At 47.4% G+C, this 22,848-nt stretch carries 16 protein-coding genes and 4 pseudogenes; 15 read left to right on the forward strand and 5 right to left on the reverse strand.

What is annotated here, in order from left to right; all coding sequences use genetic code 11:
* Positions 1 to 73: 73 nt before the first annotated feature.
* From traJ to J1C60_RS05255, 10 genes are all read left to right on the forward strand, one after another.
* Positions 74 to 427 (forward strand): conjugal transfer transcriptional regulator TraJ, encoded by a 354-nt coding sequence (traJ, locus tag J1C60_RS05210; protein ID WP_128176019.1) that lies wholly within the window; start codon positions 74 to 76, stop codon positions 425 to 427.
* A gap of 81 nt (positions 428 to 508) precedes the next feature.
* Positions 509 to 1,303: a P-type conjugative transfer protein TrbJ gene (gene trbJ / locus J1C60_RS05215; RefSeq protein ID WP_128176020.1), complete on the forward strand. Its 795-nt coding sequence runs from the start codon at positions 509 to 511 to the stop codon at positions 1,301 to 1,303.
* A gap of 11 nt (positions 1,304 to 1,314) precedes the next feature.
* Positions 1,315 to 1,488 (forward strand): hypothetical protein, encoded by a 174-nt coding sequence (locus J1C60_RS05220; protein ID WP_164877269.1) that lies wholly within the window; start codon positions 1,315 to 1,317, stop codon positions 1,486 to 1,488.
* A 2-nt stretch (positions 1,489 to 1,490) separates the two neighbouring features.
* Complete coding sequence (gene trbL, locus J1C60_RS05225) at positions 1,491 to 2,882, forward strand: P-type conjugative transfer protein TrbL (RefSeq protein WP_128176022.1); 1,392 nt, start codon at positions 1,491 to 1,493, stop codon at positions 2,880 to 2,882.
* An 82-nt stretch (positions 2,883 to 2,964) separates the two neighbouring features.
* On the forward strand, positions 2,965 to 3,402 hold the full coding sequence (locus J1C60_RS05230; protein ID WP_128176024.1) for a HigA family addiction module antitoxin: 438 nt from the start codon (positions 2,965 to 2,967) through the stop codon (positions 3,400 to 3,402).
* Between the two features lie 215 nt (positions 3,403 to 3,617).
* Complete coding sequence (locus J1C60_RS05235) at positions 3,618 to 5,462, forward strand: AAA family ATPase (protein WP_242080471.1); 1,845 nt, start codon at positions 3,618 to 3,620, stop codon at positions 5,460 to 5,462.
* A protein-coding gene (locus tag J1C60_RS05240; RefSeq protein ID WP_128177241.1) for an IS3-like element IS911 family transposase occupies positions 5,431 to 6,599 on the forward strand; the annotation gives its coding sequence in 2 pieces (ribosomal slippage) (positions 5,431 to 5,680 and positions 5,680 to 6,599; 1,170 coding nt in all). Before J1C60_RS05235 ends, J1C60_RS05240 begins: the two co-directional genes overlap by 32 nt.
* Positions 6,556 to 7,122, forward strand: coding sequence for an AAA family ATPase (locus tag J1C60_RS05245; protein ID WP_242080473.1), 567 nt, complete (start codon positions 6,556 to 6,558; stop codon positions 7,120 to 7,122). Before J1C60_RS05240 ends, J1C60_RS05245 begins: the two co-directional genes overlap by 44 nt.
* Positions 7,119 to 9,404 carry an nSTAND3 domain-containing NTPase gene (locus tag J1C60_RS05250; protein ID WP_128179160.1) on the forward strand — a complete coding sequence of 762 codons (2,286 nt, stop codon included), beginning with the start codon at positions 7,119 to 7,121 and terminating at the stop codon, positions 9,402 to 9,404. The genes J1C60_RS05245 and J1C60_RS05250 overlap by 4 nt, the downstream gene beginning before the upstream one ends.
* A gap of 201 nt (positions 9,405 to 9,605) precedes the next feature.
* Positions 9,606 to 11,984, forward strand: coding sequence for a YecA family protein (locus tag J1C60_RS05255; RefSeq protein WP_128179161.1), 2,379 nt, complete (start codon positions 9,606 to 9,608; stop codon positions 11,982 to 11,984).
* Positions 11,985 to 12,507: 523 nt separating this feature from the next.
* On the opposite strand, the pseudogene J1C60_RS05260 reads toward J1C60_RS05255, so the two are convergent.
* Positions 12,508 to 13,471: pseudogene (locus tag J1C60_RS05260) on the reverse strand (IS110 family RNA-guided transposase).
* A gap of 188 nt (positions 13,472 to 13,659) precedes the next feature.
* On the opposite strand from J1C60_RS05260, the pseudogene J1C60_RS05265 reads away from it, so the two are divergent.
* Positions 13,660 to 14,178, forward strand: a pseudogene (locus tag J1C60_RS05265) (transposase); the annotation flags it as partial.
* 93 nt (positions 14,179 to 14,271) lie between these two features.
* Here the strand turns inward: J1C60_RS05265 and J1C60_RS05270 are convergent.
* The 3 genes from J1C60_RS05270 to surE form a co-directional block, all read right to left on the reverse strand.
* Positions 14,272 to 15,669, reverse strand: coding sequence for a glycoside hydrolase family 1 protein (locus tag J1C60_RS05270; RefSeq protein WP_128179163.1), 1,398 nt, complete (start codon positions 15,667 to 15,669; stop codon positions 14,272 to 14,274).
* A 20-nt stretch (positions 15,670 to 15,689) separates the two neighbouring features.
* Positions 15,690 to 17,558: a PTS beta-glucoside transporter subunit IIABC gene (gene bglF / locus J1C60_RS05275; protein WP_128179228.1), complete on the reverse strand. Its 1,869-nt coding sequence runs from the start codon at positions 17,556 to 17,558 to the stop codon at positions 15,690 to 15,692.
* Between the two features lie 125 nt (positions 17,559 to 17,683).
* Positions 17,684 to 18,553 (reverse strand): 5'/3'-nucleotidase SurE, encoded by an 870-nt coding sequence (surE, locus tag J1C60_RS05280; protein WP_128179164.1) that lies wholly within the window; start codon positions 18,551 to 18,553, stop codon positions 17,684 to 17,686.
* A 436-nt stretch (positions 18,554 to 18,989) separates the two neighbouring features.
* On the opposite strand from surE, the gene J1C60_RS05285 reads away from it, so the two are divergent.
* The 3 genes from J1C60_RS05285 to licT all read left to right on the forward strand — a co-directional run bounded on the left by J1C60_RS05285 (position 18,990) and on the right by licT (position 22,190).
* Positions 18,990 to 19,787, forward strand: a complete 798-nt coding sequence (locus J1C60_RS05285; RefSeq protein ID WP_128179165.1) for a histidine phosphatase family protein — start codon at positions 18,990 to 18,992, stop codon at positions 19,785 to 19,787.
* Between the two features lie 82 nt (positions 19,788 to 19,869).
* Positions 19,870 to 21,180: an OprD family outer membrane porin gene (locus J1C60_RS05290; RefSeq protein WP_375139792.1), complete on the forward strand. Its 1,311-nt coding sequence runs from the start codon at positions 19,870 to 19,872 to the stop codon at positions 21,178 to 21,180.
* A gap of 161 nt (positions 21,181 to 21,341) precedes the next feature.
* On the forward strand, positions 21,342 to 22,190 hold the full coding sequence (gene licT / locus J1C60_RS05295) for a BglG family transcription antiterminator LicT (protein WP_128179167.1): 849 nt from the start codon (positions 21,342 to 21,344) through the stop codon (positions 22,188 to 22,190).
* 116 nt (positions 22,191 to 22,306) lie between these two features.
* On the opposite strand, the pseudogene J1C60_RS05300 reads toward licT, so the two are convergent.
* Positions 22,307 to 22,480: pseudogene (locus tag J1C60_RS05300) on the reverse strand (IS3 family transposase); the annotation flags it as partial.
* Between the two features lie 121 nt (positions 22,481 to 22,601).
* On the opposite strand from J1C60_RS05300, the pseudogene J1C60_RS05305 reads away from it, so the two are divergent.
* Positions 22,602 to 22,809: pseudogene (locus J1C60_RS05305) on the forward strand (transposase); the annotation flags it as partial.
* Between the last annotated feature and the right edge of the window lie 39 nt (positions 22,810 to 22,848).

Here is a 22,848-nt window from a genome sequence, read left to right on the forward strand (position 1 = left end):
TATTCGCCGCATCGCGGCTCAAGGGCGTCCTGCTCTGCGAGGCTGATCGGCTACCGCCTGTATGGAGAGCTATATGAAAGTTACTCAGACTAGAAAAAATAGTACGCCAATAAAAGTTTATTGTTTACCCGAAGAAAAAATTCTCATCCAAGAAAATGCAGAAGCATCTGGATTAAGTGTTGCCTGTTTTGTTCGTAGAGTTGCAATGGGTTATCAGGTTGATTCTATCGTAGATATAAAACAGGTTAATGAACTTAGCCGAGTAAACGCTGATCTTGGAAGACTTGGCGGATTACTTAAATTATGGCTCGCAAATGATCCTCGAACAGTTGATTTTTCATCCACGTTGATAAGAACCTTGCTTGCGAAAATAGAATCAACCCGGCAAGAACTAAGGAACATTATGGATAAAATCTTGGATAAATAAATGTGTGGTTTCCTATATACCTGCGTCCGTTAACAGACAGTGTGTTAAATATTACTTAACTGATGAAAAAGAGGTGAGCAAATGAATTTAATGTTCCGAGTGGTTTTATTACAAAGAGGGATTTTAGCCGCTAAAAAAGGTTTAATAGTTCCTTTCGTGGCGTCCGTCATGGCATTACCGGTGAAGGCCGGAATTCCCGTTATTGATGGCACTAATGTGGTTCAGACCACAATCAGCGCAGTTAACAACGTTCAGGCTGTGGCTAAACAAATCCAGCAGTACCAGACGCAGCTGCAGCAGTATGAAAACATGCTGCAGAACACCGTAGCTCCTGCGGCCTATATCTGGGACCAGGCAAATTCAACAATTAATAAATTGTTGCAGGTGCAGGATACCCTTAATTACTACAAGAATCAGGCTGGGAGTCTCGATGCGTACCTGAAACGATATCAGGATGTTAACTACTACAGGACATCACCTTGCTTTAACAGCAATGTTGAATGTACCGCGTCTGAAATTAGTGCACTGCGTGAAGCTGAACAGAACAGCTCAGGGGCGCGTAAAAAGGCCAATGACGCAGTATTTAAGGTAATTGACGAACAGCAGAACACCCTGCAGAGCGATGCTGATAATCTTGCCGAATTACAAACTCAGGCAAGTGGCGCACAAGGGCAAATGGAAGCTATTCAGGCGGCAAACCAGCTTGCCAGTGCACAGACAAACCAGTTACTGCAAATCCGCTCGCTTCTGGTAGCCCAACAAAACGCTGCAGCAACACTGGCACAGGCTCAGGCAGATAAAGAATCACAACAGATAGCCGCTGATGAAAAAGCGTTAGCTGGAGAGAATACACCAAGCCCGAAGCGAATTTGGTGAGGAAACGCAGAATGAAAGGCAATCTTTTGATTGTATTTATTCTGATCAGTTTATTGGCTATATGTTTTTGCGATAAAAATGATAAAGATTATTTATCGACGCCAGATAATAAATTTGATGAAAATAAATGCGATAAATGTGCTCTGCGGAGTAATAATAAACCAAGCCCTAAACGAGAATGGTAATCATGAAAATAGTAAGTAAGCTCACCTTTTTAGGTATCATGCTTTTCTTTTCTATAAATGCTTATGCTGGTCAATTAGATAGTAGCGGGCTACTTGATTCTTTATTAGATAAGTTTCAACAAGTAGCCGGTACATGGACAACAGTAATTGCTGACTATGCAAATTGGCTCTTCTGGGGGCTGGTATTAATAAGTATGGTTTGGACATTTGGTATGATGGCGATGCAAGGGGAAGGGTTGACAGGCATACTTGCTGAAATAGTTCGCTTTTTTGCCGTCATTGGTTTTTTTTATTATCTTTTAATCAACGGCCCATCCATATCGCAATCCATAATTAATTCAATGAGACAACTTGCAGCAAACGCTTTAGGAATAAGTACTGGTATTTCGCCCTCAAGCATAGTTGATATGGCGTTTGCGATATTAACAAAGGTCAGTTCCGCCGCATCAATTTGGTCGCCAATGATATCCACCATTATGATAACAGTCGCGATAATCGTTTTGGTAGTGATGTCCCTTATAGCGATAAATATGCTAATCATGTTGGTTTCTGCATGGGTATTATGTTATGCAGGAGTTATATTGCTTGGATTTGGTGGTTCGAAATGGACCTCTGATATAGCAATTAATTACTTACGAACTGTTTTATCGATTGGCATTCAATTATTCACGATGACATTAATTATTGGGATAGGACAATCATTTATAGATCAATATTTTTCTCTTATTAAAGATGATGTTCCTGATCTTAATAGTCTTATCGTTTTGCTTCTGGCGTCAATTATCCTGTTAGTATTAACGAATAAGCTACCACTGTTGTTATCAGGTGTTGTAGGAGGGGCTTCTTTACAAGGGATTGGTGGATTTGGGGCGGGTATGATTACCGGCGCTGCCGCTACTGCCATCAGCGGCGCTGGAGCAATGGCAATGGGGGCATCAGCTCAAGTCAGCGGCGGAACCTCTGCATTAAAGGCAGCGTTCGAGTCTGCGCAAGCTGCCATGGCCGAGGAATCTGGTTCAGGTGGTGGAGGCGGTTCCGCTGGAGGATTTGGCGGCGGGGAAGATACCGGTTCTGTAGATACTTCTGGAGGCCAACCCTCAGGCAGTTCCGGTGGTTCGTCAGCAGGGAGCAGTTCAGTTAGCGCCAGCGGAGGAAGTCAGGGGTTTGCTTCATTCTCACGAGCTGGCCGCATGGCAAGCCATATGGGAAGCAGTATGGCTAACGGAGCTGCTGAATACCAGACAATGAAGCGAAATAGCGATTCTTCTCGTGTCCAACGGACTATTGGAGGGGAGTTGGCGACTCATATACGTAAACAAACAGCTACTCGTCGGGATAACCGCGAACACGATGATTTTGCCGGAGATAGCTTATCCGGCAATAATAAATCTTGAATCAAGCGCGTCAGTTTATGGGGGAGCGCGAGCTGACGCTTTCACTGAGAGAACTTTACTTCTGCAACTCAAAGGAAAAACTATGTCCAAGACTCCCGATTCACGGTTACGCAATGAGGGCTTTCGCAAAGCAGAGGCTTCACTGAGACTTGAAGGAATGGACCCCAGTGGTACTCCATTGTACGAGTCCATTAAGGCACGTATTATTTCAGGTGAGCTGACGTATGAGCAGGGGCGTTCTGAGATTCTTGCATACTACACAAAAGCAGATACTGCCGGGCCTGTGACAGTGGGAGAAATGCTGACAGAGGAATTTTTAAAACCGCTGAACATGTCTCATGATGAACTGGCGGAATCTATGGGGGTTTCCCTCCAGGATGTTGGGGATATCATATGCGGGCGGCGTCGTCTCAACGCTAATGAGGGGCGCCTTCTTGCAGGCATGTTTGGAACGGATGAGGACTTCTGGAGCAACCTTCAGAAGTCACGAGATCTTCATGAAAATAATGGGGGTGATTGACCTATGTTTCCATCACATGTCATGCATTGAACCGCCCCTCAAATGTCATGATATTATAGGTTTTACAAGGAAAATTATCTGTAATCAGAAGTTTTTGCCATGAAGTGCCTGGATTTGATACTGAACATTATATTGGGAGTAGTCTTGACAACGTAGCATTTTCGCGCTTTGGGGAACCAGTAATCGACACGGGAGCCGTGCGAAAGGGGAAAATAATGCTGTCTAATATTGAAATAGCAAACGAAGCAAGTTACGGCGTAAATACACAACGTCTGTCAGGACTTCGTTCTATCAATTTTATTTTTGGCACCAACGGGTCGGGTAAAACAACTATTTCGCGCGTCATTGCGAACCCCGCCGGAAAACCTACCTGCGCAGTTACATGGACTGGCCAGCCATTAGAGTGTCTGGTCTACAACAGTGACTTTTGCTTTCGGAATTTCGCTCAACAGATGCCGGGCATTTTCACACTAGGGCAGGCAGAGGCTGAAACGCTTGCCAAGATCGAAGCGGCGAACGCCCAGGTGCAATCCCTGACCCGCGACATTGCTCAACTCCAAAATACCTTGGGCGACGTAAGCTCCGGCAAACTCGGGGAGCTCCAGGCTTTAAGGGCTGGTATCGAACAGAAATGCTGGGAGATCAAGACAGTCCACGATCCTCATTTTCAAGAGGCATTCACTGGCTTCCGAAATTCTAAGGTCAACTTTTGCGACAAGATCCTAATGGAGTGGGCGCAGAACTCTGCTGAGATTGTTCCGCTTGACGAGCTCAAACAACGTGCACTGACAATTTTTGAGAAAGGGCTTGAACGGCTCACACCCATCGTAGTGTTTGACGCCAACGACCTTGTGCTCCTCGAAGGCTCGGCAGTTCTCTCGAAAAAAATTGTAGGAAAAGAAGACGTCGACATCGCTGCACTTATACGTCGCCTCGGCAACAGCGACTGGGTACGGCAAGGCCTTGGCTATGTAGATGAAGCGGGGTCGCAGTGCCCATTCTGCCAGCAGGAGATGAACGACTCTTTAAAAACAAAATTGAATGCCTACTTTGACGAGACCTATCTTGCTGATATCGCTGCAATCGACCGCATAAGGGAGGCATATGACACTTACTCCAAAACCCTTTTGGCTCGGCTCGAATTGATTCACAGCGCGCGAAGTAAGTATCTTGATGTGGTAGCGTTTCGCGCCGACATCGATCGACTCTCGGCACGGTTAGAGCTGAATCTTCGGCAAATCGACCGCAAACGGAAAGAGGCAAGTTCACAAGTCACGCTTGAGCCTGTTGGTGAAATCGTCACCTCCCTTCAAGAGGCTATCTCCAATGCGAATACTGAGATCGATAAACACAATGCGACGGTTGACAATCTGGCGACCGAACGGGCCGCTCTTGTATCGCAAATCTGGAGATGTTTACTTGAGGAATCGAGACTCGCATTCACTGACCACGATACCGCGAAAAGGGGGCTCGATCTTGCCGTAACTGGCCTGACGGCTGGTCTTGCTTCAAAGCGAGCGGCACTTGCAGCGGCCAGTAACGAACTTGCCGCGTTGGAACGCGAAGTAACGAGTGTTCAGCCAACCGTTACCGAGATTAACGCCATTCTAAGATCGTTCGGCTTCACGGGATTCCGACTCGCGACCACTGGCCAGCATCAAAACCTCTATGAAATTGTGAGAGGAGATGGGAGAGAAGCTGCTACCACCCTTAGCGAGGGAGAGCGCACCTTCATCACTTTCCTCTACTTTTACCATCTCATTAGAGGCAGTATGAACGCAAGCGGTATAAACGCGGAGCGAGTCGTCGTGTTCGACGATCCTGTTTCTAGCCTCGACAGTGATGTGCTCTTTATCGTCAGTGCTCTGATCAAACGCGTGCTCGATGAGGCTTGCGGAGGGGCTGGGCTTATAAAGCAGGTCTTTCTATTGACGCACAATATCTACTTCCATAAGGTGAAGTGGCACACTGAATTTGGCCACCTGAACAGAGGTGATATGCTCACCTCAGAACAACACAGGTGCTCCAATGAAAAAAAGAAATTTCAGCGCAGAGTTTAAACGCGAATCCGCTCAACTGGTTGTTGACCAGAACTACACGGTGGCAGATGCCGCCAAAGCTATGGATGTTGGCCTTTCCACAATGACAAGATGGGTCAAACAACTGCGTGATGAGCGTCAGGGCAAAACACCAAAAGCCTCTCCGATAACACCAGAACAAATCGAAATACGTGAGCTGAGGAAAAAGCTACAACGCATTGAAATGGAGAATGAAATATTAAAAAAGGCTACCGCGCTCTTGATGTCAGACTCCCTGAACAGTTCTCGATAATCGGGAAACTCAGAGCGCATTATCCTGTGGTCACACTCTGCCATGTGTTCGGGGTTCATCGCAGCAGCTACAGATACTGGAAAAACCGTCCTGAAAAACCAGACGGCAGACGGGCTGTATTACGCAGTCAGGTACTTGAGCTACATGGCATCAGCCACGGTTCGGCCGGAGCAAGAAGCATCGCCACAATGACAACCCGGAGAGGCTACCAGATGGGACGCTGGCTTGCTGGCAGGCTCATGAAAGAGCTGGGGCTGGTCAGCTGTCAGCAGCCGACTCACCGGTATAAACGTGGTGGTCATGAACATGTTGCTATCCCTAACTACCTTGAACGGCAGTTCGCCGTGACCGAGCCAAATCAGGTGTGGTGCGGTGATGTGACCTATATCTGGACGGGTAAGCGCTGGGCGTACCTCGCCGTTGTTCTCGACCTGTTCGCAAGAAAACCAGTGGGCTGGGCCATGTCGTTCTCGCCGGACAGCAGGCTCACCATGAAAGCGCTGGAAATGGCATGGGAAACCCGTGGTAAGCCCGGCGGGGTGATGTTCCACAGCGATCAGGGCAGTCATTATACGAGCAGGCAGTTCCGGCAGTTATTGTGGCGATACCAGAGCAGGCAGAGTATGAGCCGGCGCGGAAACTGCTGGGATAACAGCCCAATGGAACGCTTCTTCAGGAGTCTGAAGAACGAATGGATGCCGGTGGTGGGTTACGTAAGCTTCAGCGAGGCAGCTCACGCCATAACGGATTATATCGTTGGATATTACAGCGCACTAAGACCGCACGAATATAACGGAGGGTTACCCCCAAACGAATCGGAAAATCGATACTGGAAAAACTCTAACTCGGTGGCCAGTTTTTGTTGACCACTTCAAGGAAGTATCTTTCGATCCCAAGCGCGGCACAGAATGCCGAGCACACGAGACGTTTTGGATTGTGCGGAAGGTGAACGATGTATCCGTAATCACCAGCTACAATCACAACCCGATCAGTACTTCTTATGAGCTCCTTTGGGCTGAAGTCAGGTCGCCGAACCGATCAAATATTGCGATCCAAAACACGCTAAGACGCATCCTCGAGAACTACTTCAAGATTCTCGGAAACCTCGATAAGGATGACATCTGCGCGAGATTCGAGGGCCGCGACCAGCAAATATGTGGTTCGCTCTTTACTTGGGTGAATGACGGGTCGCACAGTTTCAACGATGACCTGTACATTTCTGCCGATGATGCGATGGTCACCCGTTATCTCGATGTTTTTCGCAGGATTTTCGAAGTTACAAATCACCTCGCACATTACGAGATGATGATGGGGCCACAAGCGCTAGCGACTATAGCACTTGCGAATGAGAACACAGTCACCGACGCTGTGGACGATATGACAGCATGAGTTACGACTTCAAAAATCTATCATCGGCCGACTTTGAGGATCTTGTTCGAGATCTCATTGGAAGAGAAGAAGGGCTTCGCTTCGAAGCATTCTGCGCAGGGCCCGACGGCGGCATTGATGGTCGGCACGCGCAGGCCAATGGTAGAGTCATTCTACAGGCGAAGCATTATGAAGGTTCGTCATTCGGCAAACTGACAGCAACTATGAAACGTGAGCGTTCGTCAATAGATAAGCTGGCTCCCACTCGCTACATTCTTGCGACCTCCTGTAAATTTACTCCGCTTGGCAAGAGTAAGCTCGCTCCGCTCATAGGGCCCAGTCTGGGGTCTGAAGCGGATATTTTTGGTCCGGAGGACATCAACGGCCTTCTCCGGAAGTATCCAGATATTCTCAAGTCGCACATCAAACTATGGCTTTCCGGCGCAGGTGTTCTGGATCGAGTCATCCGCGCGGCGGCCCATACCTTTGCTGCGTTCACGCGAGAAGACATCGAACAGAAGGTACGTGTCTACGCATCAAACCTCAGCTTCGACGAATCACTTGCTACGTTAGAGAAGCATCGCCTTCTTATCATTTCCGGGCCTCCGGGTGTCGGCAAAACGACATTGGCCGAGATGCTTTGCTACACCTTCCTGAGTGAGCAGTGGGAGCTCGTTCCCATCCGTAGTCTGGAGGACGGCTTCGCTGCTATTGCCGACAGCAAAAAGCAGGTATTCCTATTCGACGACTTCTTGGGAAAGGTTGCTCTTGACCGGCAAGCTTTGGCACACAAAGATTCTGATTTGGCGCGGTTCATGAGCCGAGTACGTCGCTCACCGAATGCCCGTTTTATTCTGACGACGCGGGCGTACATTTTTGAGGAAGCCCGGAGGGTTTCAGAATATCTTGGCGATCAGCGCCTCGATGTGACGAAGTATGTACTCGATGTTGGTGTCTATACACGCCGGATCAAGGCACGGATTCTTTACAATCATCTTCTCGTCTCAGAGACACCTCAGTCGTATATCCGGGCACTATTGGAAAGCAAGAAGCTTGGGGAAATTGTTGATCATAAAAACTATAACCCGCGTGTCATCGAGGCCATGACAGACGCATTTCGTGTCCGCGATATTGAACCTGCCAACTACCCTGCAGATTTTATCGACGCGCTGAATAATCCTAGCCAGATTTGGGACACTGCTTTCCGCACACACATCGATCATCGGTGCAGGCACCTTTTGATAGCGATGTTTTTTCTGGCGGAGTATGGGGTATCATTGGTGACCCTTCGCTCATCTTTTGAGCCCTTACATACAGCGATGAGCAGAACCTACGGCCTAGCGCATGGGCCTAAGGATTTCGAAGAAGCCCTTCGTATCCTAGAAGGTAGCTTCGTCAATATCGTCAATATCAGCGGACCAAGGGTCTCCTTTCTCAACCCCTCATTAAAAGACTATCTCTCAACCTATCTGCTGGACACTGAGCTCCTTATTCTCCTTGTCCCTACGGCAGCCTCTATAGACTGGTTGTCGAGCTTGTGGGACTTCGTGTATCCAAGCGGCCTCAGCGAAGCCGATCAAGCAAAGATTGCCCGAGCCTGCGTTGCCATGCTGGAGATGCTCGAAACTCGTCCGCACTGGCGTCCGCGATCTGGCGATGCTCGCTCGCTTGAATACAACGACGCTGCAAACTCTAAGCGGCTACGGATGCTGATGGATTGGTGGCAACTTACAAGCGAACGGAGGTTTGCTGATAGCATCATGACAATTGCCCGCAATCCACAACAAGGGTTTGGTGCATGGCTAGATGGAGAAGCCTTGATCGACTTGTTTTGTCGGTTAAGAGAAAAAGGATGTGGGCAGCCATTCATTTACGAAGATGGATTACTGGAGCTTCTTGAAAAGGCGATCGCGGACACGATACGCTGGAGTTCAAGTGACATCCTATCTACGCTTATTGATGTGGTTGATGCAGCGCAAGGGCTTCCCGTCAACATCACCTATGCCTTGCAGACGGCTGTGCTCGAAGAGTTCGAGGAGAATACCAGTCGCATCAGCGAAGATGATAGCGAGTCCTCCTTATCGGATCGTATAGATGCCCTTAAAAAATTCGCGCCGCGTTTCGGTGTGCCGGATGCTGTTTTAAAGAGTGCCGTTTCAGCCATCGAGGATCGTATCGGTGAGATTGAAGACCAGAGTAGTCCTGCTCCCTCTCCAAGTTTTACGTCTTCGAACAAGAGTGAATTTGATAATTTTGACGATACGGCTCTCCGAGATCTTTTCACACCTCTTCTCGATCGATAGATTAAGCGCTTATCCAGCACCCGTAGCGTTGCCATTAAGCTGGCTAGCTCTCTAGGTACTCCCGGCAAAATTATCCACTACAGTCAGGGCTCGAAACCTCGACGTAACCAGATTAAGGACGATATATAAGAAAGCCGATTATCGTGAACAGCGTAAAGCCAAGATGCAGGACTGAGCTGATATGATTGACGAGTGGGCATTATGGTGCTCGAAAGATCAGTAGTTCAAAACGGGGTGATAAGAATGAATATGGAAGAAGATCGAAAGAGGGGTGCTGCTTCTTTATTGAAGGATATGGAGTCCATCGCTGCCCGAATGCGTGAGTTGGTTGCAAAAATGCCTCCGCATGATTTGCTCGGATACATCTACGCTCAGCACATGATGAAAATAATGGGCAATCAAATTGGGGGTGAAAAGCAAGTTCAAGAGGATGGTCCCGATGACGTGTTTAATGAAACCCAGTTCTTACTGGAGTATGTTCACGCTGTTCTGGCATCTGATGCCGCACCCGCGGATATGGAATTCGACGAAGTACGGTGCACTGAGCTGTTTGAACTTGGCCGAAAACTAAGAGAACAGGCCATGTTCTTTGCTATGTTTACCTCCGCTGGTACCAAAGATGGCATCTTTGGTCCTAACACGGCCGACATTGAATTCCGTGCGAAATCCACCTGGGTCATGATCCGTGGGAATCGTTATCAAGTTTTGGAAGGCGAGTTTTATCGATACGTTCTGGCACCTCACAATGATGTTTTGGAGGAGGTGTATGGTGTTGGTGCAACCGATATTGCAGAAGGCTTTCAGGCTATGGCCGACGCCACTCGTACCGGGCACGCCAACGCAATTACGGAGATGAAGAAGCAGTTTGAGGCGGCAAAGGTCTTTTCGATAGAGCAAGGTAAGTCTATGGAAGACGCTATGGAGTCATGGGTTGCTGAACATGAGGAGCAGTCCAAAGCGGCACGAGGGGCGATGGAGGATATGCTTCGCGGTGGTATTGCCAATGTAAGCCGTCACACGAAGTTGCCACCGACATTGCTAGCAGACTTGTCATACCAGCGAGGAGAAGATACTGAGTTCTTCGCCGCGGGTGATTTTAAGGGGACACCCTTTCGGACACTGCCAGCACGTAAGAAACCTCTAATTCAGCTTGGGCCGGACTACTACGCAGTAGATCCCTGTTTTGCTCGCGATGCGGGGTATCGTGCGCTCCTATTTAACCTCCTTCAGCGAAAGCCGGATTACAATAAGGTCTTTAAAGATCGGCAGAAAATAATGAGCGAAGCAGCCTTTGCCGACATTCTCTATGCCCAGCTTCCGGGAGCCACAGTTCTCCAGGAGGTTTACTACAAGGATCCTGACAGCAAGCAGTGGTCCGAAAACGATACTCTGATCCTGGTCGATGATGTGCTGTTACTAGTTGAGGCCAAGGCTGGTGCAGCTGCCACCATTGCATCACCGGCGCTTGATTTTGGCCGCCATGCTCAATCAGTACAGGACTTAGTACTCAAGGCATATAAACAATGTGCGCGCTTCTTCAATTATATGAATTCGGCGGATGAAGTGTCCCTCTATCACCTCGTGGATGGCAAATACGAAGAGTGTTGCCGTGTGCGTCGCTCTGACTACAGGGTGATGATTCCTATCGGTTTAACCGTCGAGTCATTCGCGCCTTTTTCCACGTATTGTAAGGAGCTACCGCAGGTTGAGCCTCTACTTGGAAAGTATGCTTTTATTTCACTGTCCATCGACGACTTGTTTGTGCTCAAGCGACTCCTACCCACGCCCGGCGAGTTCATGCACTACATGGAAGTGCGGCAAGCTGTGGCTGGGATACGTGGAGCTCATCTCTTCGACGAGTTCGATCACTTGGGTGCTTATCTTAAGAAGAATCGTTTCGATCAGGATATTGTTGAGCAGCTGAAGGAAGAGAAAGCGAACATGCTTGTCTGGGATGGCATGAGTGACATCGTTGACAGGACCTTCGAAGGTGAAGAGTGGGAAAATAAGCCGTTCCCAAGTCAGAAGTTCCCGGAAGAGGTTCTGAAGCTGCTTGGAGCACTCGATAGCACCCGAGCTAGCGGTTGGCTTTCAGCAGAGAGTCATATCCGTGACCTAGGAGAGGAAGGGCGGAATAATCTGGCCAAGATGCTGACCGATCTTCGCAAAACACTGATTCAGCATCCCGTTCGTTACTTTGTTCTGGGCGGGGACGGTATGCCGCTCTTCGTATGGCTTCAACGGCATGGCCATCCAATTGACTGGACTAAGGTGAACAATAAGGCCAGCGCAGGTGCGTTGAGCGTCAAGGCTACTAACATCATTGGCGTTGTGGCTGAAGTTAGTGCCGATGGTACTTATGTCCAGGCGCGGTCTTTCAAAGTTTACATACCGACAGAGCAAACGGCAGAAAACGTCCACATTTATGAAGACGCAGCGAGAATGACCAATCCTGTACGTACGGTCAATCTCGAACAGGAAAAACAAGCCTCCCTTGGTCGCAAGAGCAGAAAGATTGGCCGTAATGTCCCTTGTCCATGCGGCAGTGGCATGAAATACAAGAGATGTCATGGTCGGTAAAATGTGCCAGCACGGGTGGCTAGAATCTGCTAAGAAGTTCAAATGGATGTTGTGCGTAATTTATATAACTAGCTGTTTTTTATGTTTAATTAAATATTGAACTCATGTTATGCGAGAGTCTTCTCAGCATGATCCTGAGCTGAATAAACGTCGATGAGCAGAAAAAATAAAAAAATCTCTGCATGGTATAGATTGTGGTATCGAGAAAGATAGGTGTTATAACTAACTGTTAGTTAAGCTTATTTTTATTTCATTGATAATTGAGTGGGAATGATTTCGCGTCTGGCATAGACCGGTAGCAAATAGCATAAAAAACAGAAGCCCGCGTCATTGGACTGCACCCCAAAAGTTGGACACCCAACTAACTAAGGTGCAGTTTTTATGAGTAGTCCCAAGTTCTCACTTGAGCTACGGCTTGCCGCCGTGCAGCATTATCTTTCTGGTAAAAACGGTTGGACTGACCCCGCTCAGGTAGACGATCCTGCCCTATAGTTTGAGCATAGCCGCTGTCTTTCGAGCGCAACTACGAAGCATGCTGATGATACATCGGATCCCATGCTTCATTCTTTTTCAGCATTGCGTTCAGGATGGTCAGCAATTTTCTGATGCAGGCCGTCAGTGCAACTTTTTTGGGTTTTCCTGCGGCGACCAGGCGTGTATAGAACTCTTTAATTACCGGGTTGTGCCTCGTCCCAACCAAGGCTGATATATAGAGAGCTGTACGGACGGAAGCTCGCCCCCCGAATACTGTTCGGCGACCGCGCATCCTACCGGAATCCCTGTTTACTGGAGCAACCCAATAAGGGCGCTAATTTCATGTCGAGAGAGCGAACCAAGATCAGGAACTTCAGCCAGCAATACAGCAACTGTCGCAGCCCCAACACCTTTAACTGCACTCAGTAGATCAGATAACTCTCTGAAATGGCTCTTGATGTGAATCGCCATTTTACCTTCAATACGAGCCAGCTCACTCGTGCTGAAATAATTGATCTGATGCTTTCATAACTCTGAGGATGCGAGGGGTGTAATCGGTTTCGTTCGGCTGTAAGCATGTTTGTTAGCTATCTGCGTCTGACCACCATCGCTGCCAGAATCTGCCTGTGTGCATCAGGCAAGGGACGGATGTATTTTTCCCGTTCTGGGTGCTGGTTCATCACTTCCGACATCTGAAGCAATACTCTGGCATCAATGCGATCCGTCTTTGCAAGATAGCCCATTGCACGGGCAAAATCTCGGGCCTGACGGGGGTTAATGACGACAACGTCAAAGCCTTCCGATTGAAGATTACAAGCCGCACCTGACTCCAGCCCTCCTGTTGCTTCCATGAGGATCAATCTTGTCTCATTTCGCTTTAATTCTCCGATAATTTGAGTAAAACCGTCAGTCCCGCTTGGTACAGTGAACTGGCTGGCAATATTGCTGATTGCAATATCCAGAGTACCTTTTGAAACATCTATGCCTGCACAACGTTGATTTGACACGCTCATCTATATCCCTCCTTGCAAATACGATTTGAAGTTCGGACAACTGTTCGGGCTTCAGATGAACGGCTCAGCCTGTGCGTCAATCGCTATGCTGCGGACTTTAATACCCCCGGGAGGAATCGAACTACACAGACCTTGCCAAATCTAAGCCAGTTCATAGTAATCCACTTTCGAGATACAAGGAGGAGCATATGGGCACACCACGATTTACACCTGAATTTAAGGAAGAAGCCGTCCGTCAAATAACGGAACGCGGTTATTCTGTTGCCGAAGTATCTGACCGTCTGGGTGTTTCTGCACACAGCCTCTACAAGTGGCTACGGGCTATCAAACCTGATAACAGCGAACAGTATGCCCGGGCCGGGTTCTATGCGTGGCTGCACAACCCGGTCTCGGCGCGTGATAAAGATAACCAGCGTCTACTAACGCTTATCCGTGACTCATATTCATTGAGCGGAGGCGTATACGGTTACCGGCGGATTCATGGCGATCTGAACGAAATCGGGGAAACCTGCGGCAAAAACCGGGTGGGTCGTGTTATGCAACTGAACCGGATTAAAGTCGTACGCGGCTATAAAGCTGCGCGTCGTATTGCCGGCAGAGCTTCAGTGGTAGCGCCTGATCGCGTGCAGCGGCAGTTTACTGTTGTCCGGGCCAATCAGGTCTGGGTCACAGACATCACTGACATCCGCACCTGGCAGTGCTGGCTCGCTCGTCTACGATGGGGCTGTCCGTCAGGCATTTACTGAGGCAAAACAGCGTTATGGTGCGCCCCGTCTCGCAGACGAGCTGCCGAGAATTCACTATCTCTTCAGCGAGGCACCGCACGTAGCAATCACCTGTTGATACCAGTAGAAGCTTTTTTTACGGCTGCGGTTAAGCGTACCAGTGCCATCTTGCTGTAAATCAACATAGATAAACCCGTATCTTTTAGTGACTTCCGCTTTAGAGGCGCTAATAATATCGATTGGCCCCCAGGAGGTATAACCCATGACCTCGACGCCATCTTCAATGGCTTCCTCTACCTGGACGAGATGCTCGTTCAGATAGTTAATGCGGTAATCATCGTTGATTTCACCAGTAGTATCAGGTTGATCCTGGGCACCCAGACCGTTCTCTACAATGAACAGCGGTTTCTGATATCGATCCCACAACACGTTAAGCAGCGTACGCAAGCCGAGAGGGTCTATCTGCCATCCCCACTCTGAACTTTCGAGATGCGGGTTTGGCACCATATCCAGGACATTACCTTTTAGTTTTTCTACCAATCCTGAATCTGCCGTGACACAACCGGTCATGTAATAACTGAAGGAGATAAAATCAACCGTATTGCTGAGCGCCTCGTCATCTTCTGGTGCAATCTCCAGAACAATGTCATTTTCACGAAAATAACGCATCATATAGCCCGGATAGCGCCCGCGGCATTGCACATCACCAAAGAATTGCCACTGCCGATTATCCTGCAGGGTCGTAAACACATCTGCTGGTTTACATGTGAGTGGGTAGGTTAAGCCGCCCAGCAGCATATTACCGATTTTCGCGTCAGGGATAATTTCATGGCAAAGTTTAACTGCCATACCGCTTGCCACTAACTGATGATGAATAGCCTGATAAATATCTGCTTTGCTGCACCCTTTTTGCAACCCCACTCCGGTTAATGGAGCATGCAACGACATATTGATCTCGTTGAAGGTCAACCACATTTTTACTTTATGCTGATAGCGCGTGAACATCGTGCGGGCGTAACGCTCAAAGAAGGTGATAACTTTACGGTTACCCCATCCGCCGTAGTTTTCGACCAACCCCCACGGCATTTCATAGTGAGAAAGTGTGACTAACGGTTGAATGTTATGCTGTAGTAATTCATCAAACAGCTTGTCATACCAGGCCATTCCTGCTTCATTCGGCTCATTTTCATCACCGTTTGGAAATATGCGCGACCAGGCAATCGACACCCTTAAGCAGGTAAAACCCATTTCAGCAAACAGAGAAATATCTTGCGGATAGCGATGATAAAAATCGATGGCGACGTCCTTAATACTGCTTACGCCGTCACGGCTTTTGACCGGGTCACTGAATATGCCTTTTGGCAGCATATCGGATGTTGAAATACCTTTTCCGTCTTCCTGCCATGCGCCTTCAACCTGATTTGCAGCTAAAGCGCCGCCCCATAAAAAATGCTTAGGAAATATTTTATTCATTTTATCTACCTACCTTAATTTCAGCGTATTACATAGAGAAAAGGATCGCCTGCATTGACATAAGCGGTTTCATTCTTTTGCTCTAGCCCCTGGAAATCATCGCTATTACTCATAATGACGGGGGTGCACAGATCAAAACCTTTTGCCAGGATAGCGTCGCGATCGAACGTAATCAGCAGGTCGCCAGGTGCTATCTTGTCGCCTTCTTTAATATGCGCGGTGAAGTACTCACCGTTAAGTTTGACGGTATCAATACCGACGTGGATCAGAATTTCGATCCCTGTATCACTGAGTAAACCAATGGCGTGGCGGGTAGCAAAAAGGCTGGCAACCTCTCCATGGAATGGCGCAACCACTCTTCCTTCCGAGGGAATAATTGCCGCCCCCGCGCCCATTAATCCGCTGGCGAATGTGGCGTCCGGCACGTTATCAAGTGCGAGACTTGCGCCACTAAGCGGTGCCAATACTGTGTTTCCATCAACGTCAGCAGTGACGCTGGCGGCGCTAGCTGCAGTCAGAGTTTTTGCGGCGGGCAATCCCGCTAAAAATGTCATTACGCAGCTGAAGATAAACGCAATGACCACGCCTATTATTGCTCCCCACACGGTGAAATCGATTCCTGCCGGTGGAATAATTTGCGCCACGGTAAAGATACTCGCCAGTCCGAATGAGTAGACCTGGCTCAGGCTAAAACCTACAATCGCTCCACCAATAGCTCCGCCGATACAGCCAAAAATAAATGGTCGACGATAAGGTAATGTCACGCCGTAAACGACAGGTTCGGTAATGCCAAACACGCCAGCGATGCTGGCCGACCCGGATAACGCTTTCAGACGCTGATCTCGCGTTTTCAGGAATACGCCCAGTGCTGCACCAACCTGACCAAACACGGCAGGTAAAAGAATTGCCAGCATTGGGTCATGACCGAACACCGCCATATTGTTCATCATCAGGGGAATGAGCCCCCAGTGCAGGCCAAAAATAACGCACACCTGCCAGATACCACCCAAAATCCCACCTGCCAGCCACGGCGCAAATTTGTATACTGCCTGGAATCCTGACGCCAATAGTTCCCCTAGTCCTGAGGCTAAAGGTCCAATAGCCAGGAAGGTCAGTGGGACCGTAATGACCAGACAGGCTAACGGCGTCAGAAAGTTTTTTACCGCCGAGGGGAAGAGGTTATTACACAGGCGTTCAAGCCAGCATGAGAACCATGCCGCGCAGATAACGGGGATAACCGACGAGGTATAGTTAATCAGTACAACCGGAATGCCGAAGAAGCTCAATTTGGCCACCTCCCCAGCCTCGTTGAACGCCTCTACCATCATCGGGTGTACCAGGGCGCCACCGATAACCATGGTAATGAATGGATTGCCGCCAAATTTTTTCCCGGCTGTGTAGCCCAGCACAATAGGCAAGAAGTAGAAAAGTGTATCGCTGGCTGTAAACAAAATTCGCCATGTACCCCCCATACCACTTGACCACCCCAAAGCGACGCTCAGCGCCAGAAAACCTTTTAGGATACCGCACGCGGCCAGTACACCGAGGAACGGGGTAAAAATCCCGGACACGATGTCGATAAAAGCCGCCAGCAGGCCTGTCTTTTTTTCCTGCTTTCCTTTGGTCGCTGGCGTATCTTCTGTAATGCCAGCAACCTGGCATACCGCCTGCCAGACATCATGAACATGGTTGCCTACGACGACCTGAAACTGGCCGCCGCTTTCTACAACCATAATGATATCCGCATTTTTTTTCAGCGTTTCCGCATCTGCTTTATTATCATCTTTAAGTTTGAAGCGAAGTCGGGTGGCACAATGTACCAGGCTACTGATGTTCTCCCGGCCGCCAACGCAGTGGAGAATATCGCGTGCCAGATCCTCATATTTTATTTTCATTTTTGTCATCTGTACTGAAATAAAAAAATTGACCGCCTGAGAAAATTATCACCGATGTATCGGGGGTCGCCTGCATAAGCAGAAATAATCCTGCTTATGTTGTAAAATGTGCTGTTAAATTATTTTTTCAGCAGTTCTTCATATTGTGACTGAAATTGTGGTGCATTCCATGCGCCATTAAAAATGGTGTAAGTGATATAGCCTTTGTTAAGCCAGCCAGAATCGGTATCATCCTTTAGGCTATTTAATGATAGTGGATTAAGGGTTTGTTTAGCGCGTCCATCAGGTAAAATATCATAGCCAACCTGCGGTGTTGGAAACATATCGTTTTCCACATAGTGAACGCCTTTAATTTTTGATTTTTCCCGCGGTGGATAGTTGATGCTTAATCCCGTGCCTTTAGGCAGTAAAGGTGAGCCAGAAATATGTTTATGATTAAGCGTTTCAACAACGTCTACGATATAATCAATCGCATCAGGCCAGTATTTATGAGTGGTGGGCCATTTATTCTTCATCTCATCTTCGGTATAGATATATCCTATGCTGGCTGCTATTGCCGGGAAACCGTAGCGTATAGCCCTTGCTGCGGCGCTTACTGTACCGGAATTAACCTGAGCCATCCCCGTATTTGGGCCATCGTTGACGCCTGAAATAACCAGATCAGGGGCATTGTTTTTCAGAAGGCCCTGCAAACCAAAATCGACAGCATCAGCGGGTGTTCCGGGGAAGCAGTAGCGTTTACTGGCAGCTAACTTAACATCGAAGACTTTATCTGTTTTGAAGGTGATTGCAGAACCGATCCCACTCTGATTGGTTGTCGGAGCAACCAGCCATACATCAAAACCTTTTTGCGTGAGCTTTTCCTGTAGCGAAACACTGCCCGGAGATTCGCAGCCATCGTCGTTTACAATCAAAATTTTTAGCGGGGCTGCGGACACCGTAGAACAGAAAATAGAGATCAGCGCAGCGGCAATAAATGTCATTTTCATCGTGGCTCCTGTTATCCCTGAGGGGATAAATACAATGCAAAAAAAAACCTAAGGCCCCTTTTGCATCCGTTTGCAAAAGGGGCCTTAGGTTTTGCCTGAATCAGTAACAATCCCAAGTTCATATAGAAAATACGTTCTGTAGACATTTACGTCCAGACAGATAAACCTTTTTTTGTGATGAGTATCACACTTTATTGGTTATTGATCATGCAGCTTATACCCCATGCTCTTCAAAATTGGAAACGCGAGTGATATGAGGAGGATCACATTTACATAATTATCAGATGTACTTGAAAAATATTAGTGATAATGTCTGCAGCAACTGGATTGTTACTGTTTAAACAGGCAAAACCTACGTTTTCTTCTCAAGCCACATATTGGGCTTCTGAAGGGGACGTAGGTTTTTTTTTGGCTATAGAAAAGGGATTACCTACAGATGAAGAGATGGCTACTTAGTGTTTTGATGGTTTTTATTGCTATTAACAGCCCTCAATTAATGGCACAAACTAAAGATAAAAGCGCCCGTGATGACGTTATAACCATCTATTTCGCTCGGCATGGGAAAACGTTACTTAATACATTTGATCGTGTGCAGGGGTGGGCTGATTCCCCACTTACTGATGAAGGAAAACAGGTCGCGCGCTATTTGGGAGAAGGACTAAAAGAGATCAACTTCGACCGTTTTTATTCCAGTGATGCTGGCCGGCAACGTGAAACGATGGCAGTTATTCTTCAGCAAGCTGGAGTCTCTGATTATCATTTAACAGAATTGACGGGGCTGCGTGAAGCTTTTTTTGGCAGTTTTGAAGGTGGGTATAATAAAGATATGGCCAATTCTAGCGCCCATGAATTAGGACTGGCGGACAGTAAGGCCTTATTTAAGGCGATGAAAGCAGGCTCGCTTCCAGTGAGCAAAAGCCAGGATTCTTTGGCCAAATCTGACCCTCAACATCTTGCAGAAAACTATAAGCAGGTAAAAACACGCACTCAGGCTGCGTTAGCGACGATTATTGAAAATGCTAAAAATGACGGCGATAAAAATATACTGGTTATTTCATCCGGAACCGCCATACAGATAATGATTTCCGACCTGACGAACAATCCAGCTAAAAACCTTCCACTCTCTAATGCTGCGGTTGTTAAAATCATTTACCGAGACGGTAAGTACAGCATACCTGAAATTGGTACTATGAAGTATGTTGAGGCCGGTAAACAGGCATTAGAAAATAACTAAATTTTATAGTTTTTATTCTTTTAGTTGCCATAAAAAATTTCATGAAATTAATGAGTTATGGCGACTCTTTTTCTTGGGGGATATGATGTTTAAGTATATTGCTTTCGCGTTAATGACGTGCGGGATTAGCTCATCCTCATGGGCGTCCACAGACGATTTTTTAAATGATGATTTTTTCAAAAATTCACAGTTTACTCTTTCTACAAAGAATTACTGGAAATATCTTAAAGAAGAAAATGCTAATCCTAAATATGTGCATAATGCTTGGGGGCAGGGTTTTTCGGCAGATTATCAGTCTGGTTATTTTTTAGATGTTATTGGATTTGATTTTGCGTATTATAGTGCTGTAAAATTGGGAGCCAGCGATTATTTTAACTCCCGAGGAGTGCTTTATAGCCATGGTGCAGGGAATAGCAAAAGCAATGCTGAAGGGTATTCAAAATTTGGTCAGCGTAATATCAAGCTTAATTATAACTTCCTGGATACTCAGCTAAATGCGCGCTGGGGCTGGCAAATGCTTAAAAATTACGGCGTTATCTCTACGTCTAATCGTCTCTCTCCTACGACCTATTCAGGAATAAGTGGTTCAGTAAGCTACGGGCAGGTTACTGTACGGGGGGCATGGATTGAAAATTCGATGGATAGAAACTCACCGGATAAAAAACAATTCCGGACCAATACTGGTAAAGATATCAGTTATCTGACAAGCGGTGAAATTCTCTGGAAAAGTGATGATATTGATGTGCAATACGCCTATGGTGAAAGTAAAAACTATCTGCAGCGGCATCAACTTTTTACTCAGTTTCGTCCCGATTCCCGGTTAAAGATTGGGGCCCAGATATATGGCACACACGCCCAGGATGCTTATCGCACAATGCCTGCGAGTAAACGTGATTTTGATAATAATGCCTGGCATTTTGCGATGGATACCACATGGAAAGCTGAACGCTGGAGCAGCAAATTGGGTATCGGCTATACGGATGCTAAAAAAACAAATGAAGTCGGATTTTATCCACGGCACATGAGTAAAAATTCCCGAGGTACATTTATCTCCATGGCCTATGCTGGCGACGATTACCTGCGTGACGGGGAACTGATGTTAGCGAACATCACCGAATATCGATTGACACCCGATTTCGCTGTTGGCCTGGCGGGAAATATAGGACAATTTAATTACAAGGGTAATCACGTACGCAGTGGGGAAATCAGCGCCTTCAGTCGTTGGGCACCTTCTCAATCGTATTTTAAAAATTTCACATTTTGGGCAATGTTTGGACCTGGATGGTCATATAAGACCAAAGGAAAAACGCCAGTCCTTACAGACGGCCATTATACGCGTACGAATACGCTGGCTTCGGAAGTCATAATGGAGTATCGGTTTAACGTTTTATAAACCGACGAGCATGCGACAGAACGATGCCACGCTTTTAGCCAAATAGTTTCAAAGGGAATTGTTTGGTGGCAGATGGCGTGGCGGACTGAGACAGATTTTTGCAAATAAACCTGATTTCCAGTACGTATCATGGAGCAGGTTTTTAATTTTTTGGGGGGCAGATGATCATCGCCAAAATACTCAATAATAATGTCGTTGTAATACTGGATGCGCGACAGCGGGAACGTGTGGTAATGGGCCGAGGGCTGGCCTTTCAGAAAAGAGTGGGCGACGTCCTTGATGAATCACGTATAGAAAAAGTGTTTGCATTACAGAGTGACGAACTGACCCACCGTCTTGGTGAACTTATCAGCCAGATCCCGTTGGAGGTACTTACCACATGCGATCGCTTTATTGAACTGGCGCGTAACCAGCTAGGAAAACTGCAGGATAGCCTTTATATCACGCTTACCGATCATTGCCACTACGCTATCGAGAGGCAAAAAAAGGGGCTTTCCATTAAAAATGCGTTGCTGTGGGAAACTCAGCGTCTTTATCCGCGAGAGTTTGCACTGGGTAATGAGGCACGTACGATGATTGCAAAGCGTCTCGGCGTCGAGTTACCTGAAGATGAAGCGGGATTTATTGCGCTACACCTGGTCACCGCACAGTTAAATAGTGAAATGCCGGAAGTCATGCATATTACTCAGGTTATGCAGGAGATTCTGAACCTGGTGAAATATCAGTTACGTCTTGAATATGATGTTACGGCACTCAGTTACCAGCGTTTTGTCACCCATTTAAAATTTTTTGCTCAACGGATGTTATCACGCAATGTCGTACCTGATGATGATGAAACCCTTCACCAGGCAGTAAAAGAAAACTATACGTTAGCCTGGAAATGCTCAGAAAAAATAGGATTGCTTTTACATAAAAAGTATCAGCGCGAGCTTACTGAGGAAGAAATCATGTTTTTAACCATCCATATTGAACGTGTAAGAAAAGACACCTTTCTGAATAGAATGGACTGACGCCGCCCAGATGACTATGGCGCTGGGCCCGGTTGTAGAAGACTTCAATGTAATCGAAGATATCGGCCCGGGCCTGAACCGCCCCGGTTTTTTTGGAGAGTTTTAAGTCCGGAAGCTCAGGTTGTCAGATCATTATTTGCACTGGAAGCATACCAGGCTTTTTCGGCTTCTACCGACGGTATGTGTCCTAACCGTTCAAGTAACCTTCGATTATTGAACCAGTCCACCCACGCCAGTGTCGCAAGCTCTACTTCTGCAAGGTTTTTCCAGCGCTTACGGTGTATCACCTGGTAATCCCCCCGAAAAACCGGTGTGTTCATAAGTAGAATTTTCTCGTAACCTGAACCGGGGAGATTTCTATGACCCGAAGGCAGCGAAGCTCAAAAGTCACGTTTTACCGACAGCCAGATCATGGCCATTCTCAAGCTTGCCGAGGCCGGAACAACCGGTCGCTAAACTGTGCCGCGAGCATGGCATGAGCAGTGCCAGTTTCTATAAGTGGTGCTCACGTTTGGGCGGAATGGATGCGTCCATGATGACCCGCCTTAAAGAGCTGGAAGAGGAAAATCGTCGTCTCAAAAAAATGTATGCTGAGGAGCGACTCAAAGCCGATGTAATGGTCAACAAAAACGGGCCATTGTTTGTCTGAGTAATGTAT

This window comes from [Pantoea] beijingensis, assembly GCF_022647505.1.
GTDB classification, from domain to species: Bacteria; Pseudomonadota; Gammaproteobacteria; order Enterobacterales; family Enterobacteriaceae; genus Erwinia; species Erwinia beijingensis.

What these genes read in the sequence shown, in the direction of transcription:
- J1C60_RS05250 (WP_128179160.1), top strand. Translation starts at nt 7,119, where the DNA reads ATGAGTTACGACTTCAAAAATCTATCATCGGCCGACTTTGAGGATCTT.
- trbL (WP_128176022.1), top strand. Translation starts at nt 1,491, where the DNA reads ATGAAAATAGTAAGTAAGCTCACCTTTTTAGGTATCATGCTTTTCTTT.
- trbJ (WP_128176020.1), top strand. Translation starts at nt 509, where the DNA reads ATGAATTTAATGTTCCGAGTGGTTTTATTACAAAGAGGGATTTTAGCC.
- licT (WP_128179167.1), top strand. Translation starts at nt 21,342, where the DNA reads ATGATCATCGCCAAAATACTCAATAATAATGTCGTTGTAATACTGGAT.
- J1C60_RS05235 (WP_242080471.1), top strand. Translation starts at nt 3,618, where the DNA reads ATGCTGTCTAATATTGAAATAGCAAACGAAGCAAGTTACGGCGTAAAT.
- traJ (WP_128176019.1), top strand. Translation starts at nt 74, where the DNA reads ATGAAAGTTACTCAGACTAGAAAAAATAGTACGCCAATAAAAGTTTAT.
- J1C60_RS05220 (WP_164877269.1), top strand. Translation starts at nt 1,315, where the DNA reads ATGAAAGGCAATCTTTTGATTGTATTTATTCTGATCAGTTTATTGGCT.
- J1C60_RS05290 (WP_375139792.1), top strand. Translation starts at nt 19,870, where the DNA reads ATGATGTTTAAGTATATTGCTTTCGCGTTAATGACGTGCGGGATTAGC.
- J1C60_RS05255 (WP_128179161.1), top strand. Translation starts at nt 9,606, where the DNA reads ATGGTGCTCGAAAGATCAGTAGTTCAAAACGGGGTGATAAGAATGAAT.
- J1C60_RS05270 (WP_128179163.1), bottom strand. Translation starts at nt 15,669, where the DNA reads ATGAATAAAATATTTCCTAAGCATTTTTTATGGGGCGGCGCTTTAGCT.
- J1C60_RS05285 (WP_128179165.1), top strand. Translation starts at nt 18,990, where the DNA reads ATGAAGAGATGGCTACTTAGTGTTTTGATGGTTTTTATTGCTATTAAC.
- J1C60_RS05230 (WP_128176024.1), top strand. Translation starts at nt 2,965, where the DNA reads ATGTCCAAGACTCCCGATTCACGGTTACGCAATGAGGGCTTTCGCAAA.
- surE (WP_128179164.1), bottom strand. Translation starts at nt 18,553, where the DNA reads ATGAAAATGACATTTATTGCCGCTGCGCTGATCTCTATTTTCTGTTCT.